Origin of the sequence: Paenibacillus sp. AR247 (assembly GCF_002968895.1) — a bacterium.
Taxonomy (GTDB): Bacteria; Bacillota; Bacilli; order Paenibacillales; family Paenibacillaceae; genus Paenibacillus_AQ; species Paenibacillus_AQ favisporus.
On record NZ_PCZT01000018.1, the window covers coordinates 103,208 to 116,854 of the forward strand.

The following is a 13,647-nucleotide window of genomic DNA, read 5'->3' on the forward strand; positions in this document are numbered from 1 at the left end:
ATGCAGAAATCCGGTCAGGATGGACTTGGAGACGGTACCCGCCGTCCCTTGAATCCCTTCAAAGTGCATCCCCTGGATGGACCACCAGTAGACGGCAATCACCACCAGCGTGACCAGTCCGAAACGGATGCGTGAGCGAAGTGCCGAGCCGGCTGACACTGGCGTGCCGGACGGCGGCAAAGATGTGTTACGGTTCATAATAATCTCCTCCGAATCAGCGCGCTGCCGTAATCGATGATCAGAACGATGACGAGGGTCAGCAGGATGATGATGCAGGCGCGATCGTACCGGAACAAGCCGAGGGAGCGGTCGAGCAGGAGGCCGATACCGCCCGCACCGACAAGCCCGAGCACGGCGGCTGCGCGCACGTTCACCTCAAACGTATACAGCAGGTACGACATAAAATAGGGCAGTGCCTGCGGGATGACGGCATACCGGATGATCTGCAGCCGGTTTCCGCCGACGGCCGACATCGCCTCCAGCGGTCCCGGGTCGATCGCTTCGATCGCCTCGAACGTCAGCTTGGCGATAATGCCGAAGGAGAAAAAGACGAGCGCCAGCATCCCTGCAAACGGGCCGATGCCGAACACGGCGACGAATATGGCCGCGAACAGCAGGTCCGGAATGGTGCGGACGAGGTTCAGCACCATCCGTACCGGCAGCGAGACGAAGCGGCTGACGCGCAGGTTGGACGCGGACAGCAGCGCCACCGGAATCGCCAGCAGCCCGCCGAGGGAGGTGCCGAGCACGGCGATCTGCACGGTTTCCATCATCGGGGCCCATATCGTGGGCAGATAGCTCCAATCCGGCGGGAACATTTCCGCCAGGAGGCCGCCCATCTGCGGCAGGCCGGTGATGAGCTGGTAAGGGGTGACCTCGGTGCGGATCGAGCAGGCGATGAGGATTGCGAGCAGGACGATCCACCCCGCGTACCGCTTGTATTTCGGCGGCGGCGCCATCCCGGGAAGGGAGGCCGGCTGCAGCGGCCCTGCCTGAGGCGCCGCCTTCATGACACCCCTCCCAGCAGCTCGTCTTTGAGGACCGGCCGCCCATAAATTTCGGCCAGCGCCTCGTCTGTTGCCTCCTCCGGGGTACCGTCGAAGACGACCTCACCGGCGCGCAGACCGATGATCCGGGTCGCATACTCCCGGGCCAGGTCGATAAAATGAAGGTTGATCACGGTCGTAATGTTCATCTCGCGATTGATCCGCTTCAGGTCTTCCATGACCTGGCGGGTGGTAAGCGGGTCCAGCGAGGCGACAGGCTCGTCCGCCAGAATGACCCGGGCCTCCTGCGCTAGCGCGCGGGCGATCGAGACGCGCTGCTGCTGGCCGCCGGACAGCTGATCGGCGCGGACGTAGGCTTTTTCAAGGATGTTGACGCGGTTTAGAGCCTCGAGCGCGATGGCGACGTCCGGCTTCGGGAACCAGCCGAGCATCGTCCGCAGCGTCGAATGGTAGCCGACCCGCCCGGACAACACGTTGCTGAGCACGTTCTGGCGCTTGATCAGGTTGAAGTTCTGGAATACCATGCCGATGTCGCGGCGGATCAGCCGAAGCTGACGGCCGGCAGCGCGGGTGACGGACTGTCCGCCGACACGGATTTCCCCGGAGGAAATTTCGTTCAGCCGGTTAATGCTGCGCAAAAAGGTGGACTTGCCGGCGCCGGACAGGCCGACGATGACGACAAGCTCTCCTTCCTTGATGGTCAGATTGATGTCGCGAAGCCCTACTGTTCCGTTGGGGTACACTTTGGAGACGTGATCGAATTCAATCATGAGATTCCAACTTTCTGTCGTATTTTCAGATAAAACGGGAAAACAACACCGCCATGAAGCCATTGGACGGTGCTGCCCGGTTCATTGTATCTACATTGAAATGAAATGCTTGAATTTACTTGATTTCCTGCCCGACGGCTTCGGCGTATTCGCGAACCGGATCGAAGTTTTTGTCATCGCCTTTGGCATAGCCGACATGCGTGTAAATGTCCTTGATGATTTGTGCGCCTTCCGCATCGTTCGTAATGTCGATGAACGCCTGGCTGATTTTGTCCCTCCAGCTTTGGTCCATGTCGTTGCGCACGCTGACCGTATCGTTCGGGATTTTGGCCGTATAGTGAAGGACGCGGGTCTTTTCGAAGACGTCCGGAACGTCCTTTTTCACCGTGTTGCGCGCGTCCTGGAATACGGCGACGGCATCAACCTGACCGTTCAGGAGCGCCATAATGGCGGCATCATGCCCTTTGATCGTCACGCCTTGAACGTCTTTGTCCGGATCGATGCCTTCCTTCTTCAGCTCAGCCGCAGGGAATACATAGCCGGCGGAGGAAGTGACGTCCTGCCATCCGATCTTTTTGCCCTTCAAGTCCTGAAGGCTTTGGATCGGCGAATCCTTTTTCACAACGATCATCGCTTTGTAGAAATCGACCTTTTCCGTGGTGTCTTCGCCGGTATCGTCTTTAATGCCGTAGCGCTGCGCCTGAAGCAGCAGGTCGGCGGCTTTCTTTTTGTCGTGGGCCAGCACGTAAGCGTTCGGCGGCAGGAAGCCGACGTCCACCTGCTTGGAAGCCATCGCTTCCACGATCGTGTTATAGTCCGGGGAAACCGTGACATGAACCGGAATGCCGAGACGGTCGCCGAGGAGCTTTTCCAGCGGCTTCGTTTTGGCTTCCAGGGTGTCGGCATTTTGAGATGGAACGAACTAGCACGTTCAGTTCTTTTGGGCACTATAAGCCGTAGCAGCCGTCTTCCGCCGTACCCGAGGCCGATGAGGCGGCCGTGCTGCCCGAGTCGCTGCCGCTGGTTTTTTGACCCGCATGCCGCTAAACCGGCAGCCAGGGCCAAGGTCATGCTGATGGATAGTACTTTTTTAAACATGGATGATCCCCTCTCCACTTGATTCATCTATTTGGCCAGAAGCGGGTTTAACCCCGTCTGACAGGAAAGAGCTTATCACACGTTCCGGGGGACAAGGGTTAACGGAGAAGAGGTCTTTTGTAAACGAATGTAAAAATTTAGTACTTCGGAACGGAGGGTCCGGCGTTTTTCTAAGGCGAAAGGTCTACTTCCAATAAGTAGAAACAGGTCCGAAAGGGCGTTTACGTGGAATTAATGTTTTTCCGTTATACTGGAAAACAGGAAGTGCCGGCTTGTTTCAAGCCGGTCGGGAGGAGAGGAGACATCAATGAGAATAGTGAACGGGATGATTCCCGATAACAATAAAACGGTCAACCTGCGGATTCTGTCGACGACGGACGTGCATGCCTGCCTGATGGATTACGATTATTACCGGGATCAACCGGACGCCTCCATCGGTCTGGTCCGGACAGCCGCCTTGATTTCAAGCGCGAGGGATGAGGTGCCGAACACGCTGCTCGTGGATAATGGAGACTTGATTCAGGGAACGCCGCTCGGAACGTATGCCGCTAAAAAATATGCCGCCATGAAGCAAGGGCAAGGGTCGTACGTCCACCCCGCAATCCGGGTCATGAATGCGATAGGTTATGACGCGGCAACTTTGGGCAACCATGAATTCAACTATGGACTCGACATGCTGGACGACGTCATTGCCGGAGCGGATTTTCCGTATGTCAACGCCAACGTATATTTCGATGAAGGCTTTGGCCTTGAGCCTGAGGAATGCGGCCGGAACAGGTATAAGCCGTATGTCATTTTGGATAAAAGATGCCTGGACGATGCCGGGCAGGCCCATGATATCCGGATCGGGCTCATCGGCTTCGTGCCGCCGCAAATCATGGACTGGGACCAGGCGAACCTTGAAGGTCGGGTGAAGGTGAAGGACATCCTGCTGTCGGCGCTGGAATGGGTTCCAAAGATGAAGGAGGAAGGCGCGGATCTGGTCGTGGCGCTGGCTCATACGGGCTTCGACGGCAAGGTGGCGCTGACGGACGGCAATGCCGAGAACGCGGTGTATCCGCTCAGTTTGGTGCCTGGCATTGATGCGCTGACCTTTTCCCATACGCATCATGTGTTTCCTGCGGATAGGCATCTGCTGGATGCTTCCTTTAAGGATGAGAGCGGTGAACTCCTGCCGGATATCCATCTGGAAAAGGGGACGATTCACGGCATTCCGGCCGTACAGGCCGGGTTCGGCGGGGGGCATTTGGGCGTGATCGACCTGTCGCTTCAATTTCGGCAGGGGAGATGGCAGGTGGTGCAGGGGACGTCCTCGGTCCGCCGTTTGGAAAAGGAGGAGGATGCGGAACGCAACACGCCGCTTCGGGATCCAGAAATCGCCGAACTCCTCCGGCAGGACCATGAGGCGACCGTCGCCTATGCCAATGAGCCGATCGGTACCATTCACGCCCCGCTGCACAGCTATTTTTCCCNGGTGCAGGATGACGCCTCCGTTCAGCTCGTCAACCATGCCCAGACGTGGTACGCCCGGCGGCTGATTGCAGCTTCCATGCCGGAGCTGCAGCAGCTGCCGGTATTGTCCGTGGGCTCGCCGTTTAAAGCGGGGCGCAACGGACCCAAGGAATATGCGGATATTCCGGCCGGGCCGATTGCGATCAAAAGCGCGACGGAGCTGTATTTGTATGACAACACGATCAAAGGGGTGCGGATTTCCGGCCGGGCCGTCAAGGAGTGGCTGGAAATGACCGCAGGAGCGTACAATCGCATCGATCCGCTGTCCTCGGAGGAACAGCCGCTGCTGAACCCGCAGTTTTCCGTGTTTAATTTCGACGTGATCAGCGGCATCACGTACGAGGTCGACGTAATGCAGCCGGCCAAATATAAGCTGGATGGGAGCCTGAACGACCCGGGTGCCAGCAGGATCATTCATCTGTGTTACGAAGGGGCTCCCCTGGATCCGGATCAGGAGTTCATCGTGATTTCGAGCAACTACCGGGTCTTTGGCGGCGGCAATTTCCCCGGGATCCGGGAGATGGAGCTTGTGATTGATTCCGAGGATGAATGCCGGCAGGTACTGATTGACTACATTACGGCATGCGGCGAAATTCCGGCTGAGGCGAAGCCGAACTGGCGCATCACGCCGGTGGAAGGCCCGGTGAACGTCACATTTACGACATCGCCTGACGCGGTGAAATATGCCGGAGATTATCCGCACATCCGATATACCGGGCGGCAGAACGATCAAGGCTTCGGCATTTTCAGCCTGGATCTGGGGCGGCAATGACCGAAGCGGGAGAGACGGAGGCCCGGAATCCGGGAAAGATTGGTTTAAAGGGATAAATCCCCTGACGATCCGAAAATGCCAAATATATAATGATAGGATAACCGGCATTCAAGGAGGGAATCGTACATGGCAGCTCATTCCATTCAGCAGCCTGCCGTTATCGTAATTACCGGCATTATGGCAAGCGGCAAATCGACGGTAGCGCAGCTGCTCGCCGAGCGGACGGGCAAGTCCGTGCATCTTCGCGGCGACCTGTTCCGGAGAATGATCGTGAACGACAGGAAGGAGGTCGAGCCGGACGCTTCCGAAGAGGAGCTGGGCCAGCTGCTGCTTCGCTACAGGCTTGCCGCGCAGGCGGCGGATACGTACGCCGGGTCCGGGTTTACGGTCGTGGTGCAGGACGTCATCGTCGGCCGGGTGCTGGAAGATTTTTTGTCCTTCCTGCAGAGCCGCCCGGTATATTTGGTGGTGCTGTGTCCCACTTCCGAGGCGGTCGAGCAGAGGGAAGCGCAGCGGTCCAAAAAGGGCTACGGAGCCTGGACGGTGGACGCCTTAAATCGCGTGCTGCATGATGAAACGCCCCGGCTCGGTTTGTGGCTGGATTCCTCCGGCTTGACGCCGGGGGAGACGGTGGACAAGATCATGTCCGGCATAGCAGAAGCCAAGATTCGTTAAATAACGGCAGGGTATGACATCACTATTGAGGGGAGAGTCCCAGGCATAAGCCTAAAGGTCTCTCTTTTTTTGCGCCAAAATGAGGACTGCGGCACTGCCCCCCCTTCCCGCTCCCTCATATAAAATCCAAGGTAGGGAAGGGTTTCCTTAACAACCACGGTGCATTTGCACAGCTGTCCCATATTTTACATAATCCGCAATAAGCCATAATAAAGGGATGTTAACCTGAGGAAGCCGCAATCATAATTGCCGGAATGTAAAGGAGGAGTTCGCAAGATGGACAACCCGTATTTCGTCCGTAGGAAAAAGCTCACAGGTCTATTTCTGGCATGGCTGCTGCTGCTGTCCGCCGCCTTGGGATACATGCCCGCAAAGGCTGCGGCTGCGGTTCCGCTCACGGTGGCCGAAGCTCTTGCCAAAAACAACAGCGGAGAAACCGCGACCGTTGAAGGCTACATCGTCGGTGAGATGTACAATTCCAAACCGATTTATTCGGGCTTTCAGGACGATTTTAACGTATTGATTGCCGATACAGCCGGGGAGAAGACACAGAGCAAAATGATCGATGTCCAGATCTCGGCTTCCTACCGCTCCCAGTACGGTCTGAAGACGAACCCCGCCAACGTAGGGAAAAAACTGACCGTTACCGGGCAATTGGCCGCGTACAGCGGCATGGCTGGAATCAAAAGCCCGACAGCGATGTCCCTGGACGGGGAGTCCGGAGAAAATCCCGGCGGAGGCACGCCGAACCCGGCGGATCCGGGCAGCGAAAATATCGGCGTTCCGACGACGCTGCCGGACGGCACGGGGAAAAAGGTGCTGTTCGACGAAACGCACGGTCAGACGGCCGGAGCTTCAGACTGGGTCATTGACGGCGCATTTTCGGACTTTGCCGACGGGCTGAGGGATGCGGGCTTCCAAGTGGATGCGCTGCAAAGAACGCTGCCGATGGACTTGCACGCTTTTGACACGCCGGCGATTACGCTGAGCAAGCTGAAGCAATACGACGTCTTCATTATCGGCGAAGCCAACATTCCGTTTAAGGCGTCCGAGCAGGCCGCCATGCTGGCGTATGTCAAGGAAGGCGGCAGTATATTTTTCATCTCCGACCACTACAATTCCGACCGAAACCTGAACCGCTGGGATTCCTCGGAAGTGATGAACGGCTACCGGCGCGGAGCATTTGGTAATCCGACCAAGGGCATGTCCACCGCCGAAGCGGCATCGGGCGCGATGCAGGACGTGACCAGCACGGACTGGCTCGGCCAGAACTTCGGTGTGCGCTTCCGCTTCAATTCGGTCGGCGACGTTACCAAAACCGACGCGGTGAAATATGATCAGTCTTTCGGTATTACTGCAGGCGTTAATGATGTGGAGATGCACAGCGGCTCCACGCTGACGATTCTGGATCCGACCCGGGTCAAGGGCGTTGTCTACCTCCCGGAAAATGTGCCGGGCTGGGGCAATGCCGTAGAAAACAGCGACAAGGCGAACTTCCCGAACGGTGGCGTCTATAAAAATGGCGGCATCGCCGAAGGACCGTTCGCTGCCATCTCCAAGCTGGAAAAAGGAAAGGCTGCATTCATCGGCGACTCTTCGCCGGTAGAGGACCCAACGCCGGGATACGTCCGCGAGGACAACGGCGGCAAGAAAACGACTTATGACGGCTTCAAGGGAGAAGCCCAGGATGCTGTCTTCCTCGTCCAGACGGTAAAATGGCTGGCGGTTCATGAAGATTACGCAACATTCGAAAATCAGGGCATTACGCTTGATGAGCCGACGCCGCTGCTCGGCAAGCTGGAAGAACCGGCCACGTCGGCCGAAATTCCAGGAACCGAGCCGTGGACGACACCGGCCGCAGGGTACAAATGGTATGATCCGACGACGTACAAAGACGGTTCCTATGGAGCCGGCGGTACGCCGCCCGTCGTTACCATTCCCGATTTGACAACCATCGCGGAAGCGCGTAAAGCGGCGGACAACGATTATGTGACCGTGCAGGGCGTCGTCACGTCGGAACCTGGTGTTTTCGGCGGCTCCGGATTTTATATGCAGGACGGCACCGGCGGTGTCTATGTGTATCCGAGCAAAGCGACAGGTTACCATGTCGGGGATAAGGTCAAGCTGACCGCTCAAAAGCTGACCTATAACACCGAGGTCGAGCTGGCCAATGAGGTCCAGGTGGCCAAGCTGGACGCCCAGGCCGATATTCCGGCTCCGGTTCCTCAGGCTGCGGCCGCGGTCAATGACAGCAATCAGGGGCAGCTGATCACGATCAAAAACGCGGCGGTGCAAAACTACACCACCGTTACGGGCTCCCTGGAATTCGATCTCGTCAGCGGCGGCACGACGAACCGTGTCCGTGTCGACAGCCGGACGGGCATCAGTGCAGATGCGCTGAAGCAGGCCTATCCGGCAGGAACGGCCGTCGATATTACCGGGATCTCTTCGATCTTTAAAGGCGCTTACCAGTTGAAGCTTCTGAAAGAAAGCGACATCCGTCCGGCTGGGGCTGACGGAGACAATCACGCTCCGGCGTTTGCCGACGTGCCTGCCCAGACCGTGAAATCCGGGCAGCAAGTGACGTTCTCGGTGTACGCCAACGATGAGGACGGAGACGTGTTAAGTTATGAGGCGGTGTCCCTGCCGGAGGGAGCGGCCTTTGATGCGGCTTCCGGAAATTCACGTGGACGCCGGCTGCGGAAGGCAGCTACACGGCTTCCTTCCGGGTTCAGGACGGAAAGGGCGGTAGCGATACGCTCCAGGTCAGCATCACGGTGGAAGCGGTAGGGACGCAGGCGCCTAACTCCGCCGTGCTGACACGATACGCTGGCCCTGGCCGAAGGCGCGGTAAGCTCTTCGCGCACCGGCTTTGGCGTGCTGGCGACCGGGGTGAAGCCGGAATCAGGCGAGATCCGCATCATTATGGCCAGCACCGGCCAGGAGAACGCCGTCTCGGAAGACGGGGAGCTGCTGAAGCTCCGCGGCACGCTGAAAGCCGGCGTCTCCGGAAGCGCAGCCGTGTCGGTATCCGCCTTTAACATTTCGGCGGACGGCAATTCGAGCCCGGCGAACACGGACTCCGCTGCGCTGCAGATCCAGATCGCCACGGCTGACCGGGCGGCGCTGTTTGCCGCCATCGGCGAAGCGCAGAAGCTGGCGGATCAGGCCGTCACGGGAACCGAGCCGGGGCAGTACCCGGCATCGGCGAAGACCGCGCTGCTGTCGTCGATCAGCGACGCCAAGCGCGTGGCGGACGATGCCGCCGCCACGCAGAAGGCGATCGACGATGCGCTGACCGCTCTGAAAGCGGCGGTCAGCACGTTCAAGAACGCCGTCATCCCGGTTCCTTCGGTTCCGGTCGACAAGTCGGCCCTTACTTCGGCGATTGCCTCCGCGCAGAGCATCTATGACCGGGCGGTCGCCGGTGATAAGGTCGGCCATTATCCGGCTGCGGCCAAGGCCGAGCTGCTGTCGGCCATCCAGGCGGCGAACGCGGTCAAAGGCAGCTCTACCGCGACGCAAAACCAGGTGGATTCGGCTGCGGCTGCACTCGGCAGCGCCGTAACCACCTTCCAGAAAAAGCTGATCACGCTGGTACCAGGTGCGGTGCAGATTACGGTGCAGGATTTGTCCATCCTCGCCAAGTACTACGGCATCCAGTCGACGGACCCGAACTGGAGCCGCGTAGCTCCGGCGGACCTGTTCAGCGAAGGCGAAATTTCGATCCGTTCGCTGGCTGCGGTAGCGCAGATGATCATCGGCAGCTGGTACGCGAAGTAATGGGATAGAGAACCGGATGGTCCTCAAGCCCGGCTCATACGCAGTACCATGTCTCGCATGATTCATGCGGGGATCGGGACAGTTTAGGGATGGATATCATCCAATAGATATGGTCGTATGGAACATTAGAAATCGACTGCTTAGAACAAGATACAATCGCAGGAGCGGTGCAGGCTGCTCCTGCGATTTTCAATTCATGGAAAGAGGGCTGGACGTATGCCACGAAAACAATCTACCCGCTATGCCGCATGGGCCGTAGCCATTTGTGTCGGACTCATCGGATCAGGAACCCCCGCAAACGCAGCGGTTTCAGAAGTACGAACGGCTGGCAGCTCTCCGGTTGCCGCGGCCTCCTCAACTATTGCGGCAAACACCGCCGCGGCGGAAGCACCTTCCTTGTCACTGGGGGTAACCTCCAATGGCTCCAAGGTGACGGTCACGGTGACCGGCGAGCGGCTGAAGGACTTGTATGCGTATGAGCTGACGCTCAGCTTTGACCCGGCGAAGCTGGCTTACCGCACCGCTTCCTCGGGGACATCCGGCTTTTCGGTCGAACCGATTGTCAAAAACAACGAAATCCGCCTGGCCCACACCAAAGTAGGAAAAACAGCCGGAGACAGCGGCAAGCTCCAACTCGCCGTCATTGAGTTTACGGCGCTGCAGACGGCTTCGTCTCGGGTGGCCGTGGAAAGTGCCAAATTGGTGAATTCCGCTCTCCGCTCATCCGAGATGTCCGCCGAACCGGAAATCACGGTCCAGCCGGGCAAAGCGGAAGGAACGGCGGGCACTCTCCGGGATATCCGCGGCCACTGGGCGGAGCAGCCCATTCTGAATGCGGTCCAGCAGGGATGGATCAGCGGATACCCCGACGGCACGTTTCAGCCGGGCAAGGAAGTGACCCGGGCAGAGTTCGCCAGCATGATGATGCGTGCGGTCTCGATGGGTCAGATGGCCGGCTCGCAGGCGCTGGCTTTTTCCGATGCGAAGAAGATTCCGGCCTGGGCGCTGTCTTCGGTCCAGGATGCGGTGTCGCAAGGCATCATGAACGGTTATGCCGACGGAACGTTTGGGCCAAGCCGGCTCATTACCCGGGCCGAAATGGCGGCGATGACCGTCAGGGCGCTCGGTACCGGAACACCGGACGGTGCGGGAAGTTTGAATTTTGCCGACCGCGGTCAAATTCCGGCCTGGGCCAAGCCGTATATCGCATCAGCGGTGGAGAAAGGAATCATGCACGGAAGAGCAGGCAGCCTGTTCGCCCCGAACGCGCATGCAACGCGGGCTGAAGCGGTGGCCGTGATCCTGTCGGTGCTTGAGCAGCGATAAGTGCTGCTGCGAGTCCGTTCAGTGCTTGCTGCAGGCTCATCAATGCCAAATGTCTGTCATTTTAAATGGCTGCAGATATACCGAAAAATGTCCTTTTCCAGCCCCATATCCAAATTATTAATCCATGGAAATAAAAAGCTATTAAAAAACTGAAACACTTTTGGATACATTTATGCTATAATGATGAAAACAATGTAAGTTGCATGAAAAAAATAAAAATAAATGAATATGGATCTTCGGGGTAAGGTGAAATTCCTGACCGGCGGTGAGCGTCTCTTCTTATGATGAAGACGGCGTCAAGCCCGCGACTCGCAGCTTTAGCAGTAAGGCGGCGACTGACCTGGTGGAAATCCAGGGCCGACGGTAAAGTCCGGATGGGAGAAGATCAAAGAATAGGCATGTGCGAAATTTTGACATTTCCGCAAGCTTATTTGATCAACCCCCGATGTGTCGATTGATGTCGATCTCGGGGGTTTTCCAATGTTGACTCCGTATTCAGGGATAGGGGAACTGGAGTATGGAAAATGTAAGCAGCAATATTAAGGTCCGGCCCGCGGCAAGCGGGAAGGCCGAACGCAGCAAATCCGGCTTTTGGCTGGTCGTGCTGGGTGCAGCATTGTGGGGAGCGGATCCGCTGTTCCGGATCATTTTGCTCAAAGAACACATGACGGCAACGCAGATCGTGCTCATCGAGCATATTTTGCTGGTGCTGTTCGTCGCACCAATGCTGTGGAAACATCGGAGCGAGTTGAAAGGCCTGAAACTGCACCATATCGGCGCGCTGCTCTTCCTGTCGTGGGGCGGCTCGGCGATTGCAACCATACTGTTTACGCAGGGTCTGTCTTCCGGGAACTTGAACGCGGTCGTTCTGCTGCAGAAGCTGCAGCCGATCTTCGCCATCCTTATGGCCAAACTGCTGCTGCGTGAGAAGCTTCCGAAGCATTTCACCTGGCTGTTCATCGTGGCGCTGGCCGGAACGTATTTGTTGACCTTCGGCTTCACGTTTCCGTTCGGGCATGTAAATGATTTTGTCAAGGTCGGCAGCTTGTTCTCGCTGGGTGCCGCGGCACTGTGGGGCGGTTCCACAGTCATGGGTCGTCTGATGGTCGGAAAAATGGAGTATGAGACGGTGACTTCGCTGCGTTTCATCCTGGCGCTGCCTTTGCTGATCGGGATTACCATCAATCAGGGAGATCCTTGGCAGGTGCATACCGATGGGGGAACGCTGGCTGCGGTGTCGATCAACATGCTGGGGCAGGCGCTTCTTCCGGGGCTGTTCAGCTTGATGGTGTACTATAAAGGGCTGACGACGACGAAAGCATCGGTCGCCACGCTGGCGGAACTGAGCTTCCCGATGGTGAGCGTGCTGATCAACTGGATCGTATTTCATCAGGTCGTGACGCCAACACAAGCGGTCGGATTTATCCTGATCTGGGCGGCGCTGTTCGCGATTTCCCGCAGGAGCGCGGCTTAAAGCTTACAAGCCAGTCCAGGATTTGAAGACGCAATTTTATATAGGTTTGAAAAGCGGTTCCTGCTGGTGGCAGGGGCCGTTTTTTATTTGGAAGGGAAGGGCAAACCGTGCGAAGGACTTCAGTAACTTTTTTTCAGCACATTTAAAAAATAAATCAGTCATCATTTCCAAGCGATCCCTCATACATTTTACGGAAAGCGCTTGCAGAACACGTTTTAGCCGCATGAGTCCGTCAGCCCGCTCCGTACTTTTTCGTGAAGGGGTATGCGGTTTCCTCGGAATGAAGAGGTTTAGTTTCTTCGGATCCATGGGGCACGAACCCTCCGATCTGAAGACGTGAAATCTGCATCACGCTTGCATGTATATAAAATGAGCTAAAGGCGAAGTGCTGTCCCTGTCTTTAGTTCAATTTATGTAGATGTGAATTGGAGGAAATGGGGGAGTTTACATGAAGCTGAAAATAGCTTCCAAGCCGCTCATGGCCCTTTTCGTGGCGGCGACCGTGATGATCGCGGGCTGCCAGACCGTGCAGCCGCCTTCCGCAACGGGAACGACAACGCCGCCGGCGCAAGGGGAAAACAAGCCGGCCGATCAGGGAGAAAAAGCAACGGAGCCCGCGACGACCGAGCCCGCGGCGAACCAGCCGGCACGAGCGGAGACGCCAAAGAACGCCGAGAAATGAAACCCTTTACATTAACGGAATTCAATGGGGGCCGCCGTCCAACTTCAACCTGCTGAGCGGCAATCCGGCCTTCCCGATCAACTATGGTAACTCGAGGGAGCTGGTCTACGAGACGCTGTTTATGATCAATCAGCTGGACGGCAAGCTGGAGCCGCTGCTCGGCACCAAATACGAGTGGACTGACGACATGACATTGCATATCGAGCTGAATAAGGACGCCAAATGGAGCGACGGCCAGCCGTTTACGTCCGATGACGTCGTGTACACCTACCAGCTCGGCAAAAAATACGACATCAACTGGAGCAACTACTGGGCGTACATCGCGGATGTCGCAGCGGACGGTCCGAATGCGGTCAAGATCACGCTGAACAAAGACAATCCGAACCGTCTGACGGTGCTCGACAGCATCGAGCTGATTCCGATGATGCCCAAGCATATCTGGGAAGAAATCGAGAAGAAGTCGAACAACGATCTGGCGACGATTCGCAAGGAAGTCAACGCCAATCCGGTAGCCACCGGCCCTTACAAAATCTACTTCTACAACGATC

10 protein-coding genes, 3 pseudogenes and 1 riboswitch are annotated in these 13,647 nt (G+C 57.3%); of the genes and pseudogenes, 9 read left to right on the forward strand and 4 right to left on the reverse strand.

Going from position 1 to position 13,647, the window contains the following annotated elements; translation table 11 throughout:
- The 4 genes and pseudogenes from CPT76_RS37825 to CPT76_RS26220 form a co-directional block, all read right to left on the reverse strand.
- A pseudogene (locus tag CPT76_RS37825) lies at window positions 1–198 on the reverse strand (hypothetical protein); the annotation flags it as partial.
- Window positions 195–1,010 (reverse strand): phosphonate ABC transporter, permease protein PhnE, encoded by an 816-nt coding sequence (gene phnE / locus CPT76_RS26210; RefSeq protein WP_105445001.1) that lies wholly within the window; start codon window positions 1,008–1,010, stop codon window positions 195–197. The gene phnE and the pseudogene CPT76_RS37825, both read right to left, overlap by 4 nt.
- Window positions 1,007–1,777, reverse strand: a complete 771-nt coding sequence (phnC, locus tag CPT76_RS26215) for a phosphonate ABC transporter ATP-binding protein (protein ID WP_105445002.1) — start codon at window positions 1,775–1,777, stop codon at window positions 1,007–1,009. The genes phnE and phnC overlap by 4 nt, the downstream gene beginning before the upstream one ends.
- Window positions 1,778–1,892: 115 nt before the next feature.
- Window positions 1,893–2,875 (reverse strand): annotated as a pseudogene (locus CPT76_RS26220) (phosphate/phosphite/phosphonate ABC transporter substrate-binding protein).
- A gap of 325 nt (window positions 2,876–3,200) precedes the next feature.
- Here CPT76_RS26220 and CPT76_RS26225 point away from each other — a divergent pair.
- The 9 genes and pseudogenes from CPT76_RS26225 to CPT76_RS40545 all read left to right on the forward strand — a co-directional run.
- Window positions 3,201–5,159 carry a bifunctional 2',3'-cyclic-nucleotide 2'-phosphodiesterase/3'-nucleotidase gene (locus CPT76_RS26225; RefSeq protein ID WP_105445090.1) on the forward strand — a complete coding sequence of 653 codons (1,959 nt, stop codon included), beginning with the start codon at window positions 3,201–3,203 and terminating at the stop codon, window positions 5,157–5,159.
- A gap of 126 nt (window positions 5,160–5,285) precedes the next feature.
- Entirely contained in the window at window positions 5,286–5,834 is a 549-nt protein-coding gene (locus CPT76_RS26230; RefSeq protein WP_105445004.1) for a P-loop nucleotide/nucleoside kinase family protein, read from the forward strand.
- Window positions 5,835–6,110: 276 nt separating this feature from the next.
- On the forward strand, window positions 6,111–8,624 hold the full coding sequence (locus tag CPT76_RS37830) for a DUF6359 domain-containing protein (RefSeq protein WP_181153050.1): 2,514 nt from the start codon (window positions 6,111–6,113) through the stop codon (window positions 8,622–8,624).
- Window positions 8,558–8,875 (forward strand): annotated as a pseudogene (locus tag CPT76_RS42305) (hypothetical protein); the annotation flags it as partial. The gene CPT76_RS37830 and the pseudogene CPT76_RS42305, both read left to right, overlap by 67 nt.
- Window positions 8,760–9,617: a hypothetical protein gene (locus CPT76_RS26240; protein WP_374954735.1), complete on the forward strand. Its 858-nt coding sequence runs from the start codon at window positions 8,760–8,762 to the stop codon at window positions 9,615–9,617. The pseudogene CPT76_RS42305 and the gene CPT76_RS26240, both read left to right, overlap by 116 nt.
- 216 nt (window positions 9,618–9,833) lie before the next feature.
- The gene (locus CPT76_RS26245; protein ID WP_105445006.1) at window positions 9,834–10,943 is read left to right on the forward strand and encodes an S-layer homology domain-containing protein; all 1,110 of its coding nucleotides are present in this window, start codon (window positions 9,834–9,836) and stop codon (window positions 10,941–10,943) included.
- Between the two features lie 228 nt (window positions 10,944–11,171).
- Window positions 11,172–11,333, forward strand: a riboswitch (FMN riboswitch).
- Window positions 11,334–11,460: 127 nt separating this feature from the next.
- A complete protein-coding gene (locus tag CPT76_RS26250; protein WP_105445007.1) occupies window positions 11,461–12,417 on the forward strand; it encodes a DMT family transporter in 957 nt (318 codons plus the stop codon).
- 448 nt (window positions 12,418–12,865) lie between these two features.
- Window positions 12,866–13,099, forward strand: a complete 234-nt coding sequence (locus tag CPT76_RS40540) for a hypothetical protein (protein WP_258168815.1) — start codon at window positions 12,866–12,868, stop codon at window positions 13,097–13,099.
- A 121-nt stretch (window positions 13,100–13,220) separates the two neighbouring features.
- The coding region (locus CPT76_RS40545) for an ABC transporter substrate-binding protein (RefSeq protein ID WP_258168816.1) at window positions 13,221–13,647 on the forward strand (427 nt) is incomplete at its 3' end.

Bases quoted from the DNA above. Each gene is read 5' to 3' on its own strand.
- phnE (WP_105445001.1), bottom strand. From the start codon at position 1,010: ATGAAGGCGGCGCCTCAGGCAGGGCCGCTGCAGCCGGCCTCCCTTCCC.
- phnC (WP_105445002.1), bottom strand. From the start codon at position 1,777: ATGATTGAATTCGATCACGTCTCCAAAGTGTACCCCAACGGAACAGTA.
- CPT76_RS26230 (WP_105445004.1), top strand. From the start codon at position 5,286: ATGGCAGCTCATTCCATTCAGCAGCCTGCCGTTATCGTAATTACCGGC.
- CPT76_RS37830 (WP_181153050.1), top strand. From the start codon at position 6,111: ATGGACAACCCGTATTTCGTCCGTAGGAAAAAGCTCACAGGTCTATTT.
- CPT76_RS26240 (WP_374954735.1), top strand. From the start codon at position 8,760: ATGGCCAGCACCGGCCAGGAGAACGCCGTCTCGGAAGACGGGGAGCTG.
- CPT76_RS26245 (WP_105445006.1), top strand. From the start codon at position 9,834: ATGCCACGAAAACAATCTACCCGCTATGCCGCATGGGCCGTAGCCATT.
- CPT76_RS26250 (WP_105445007.1), top strand. From the start codon at position 11,461: ATGGAAAATGTAAGCAGCAATATTAAGGTCCGGCCCGCGGCAAGCGGG.
- CPT76_RS40540 (WP_258168815.1), top strand. From the start codon at position 12,866: ATGAAGCTGAAAATAGCTTCCAAGCCGCTCATGGCCCTTTTCGTGGCG.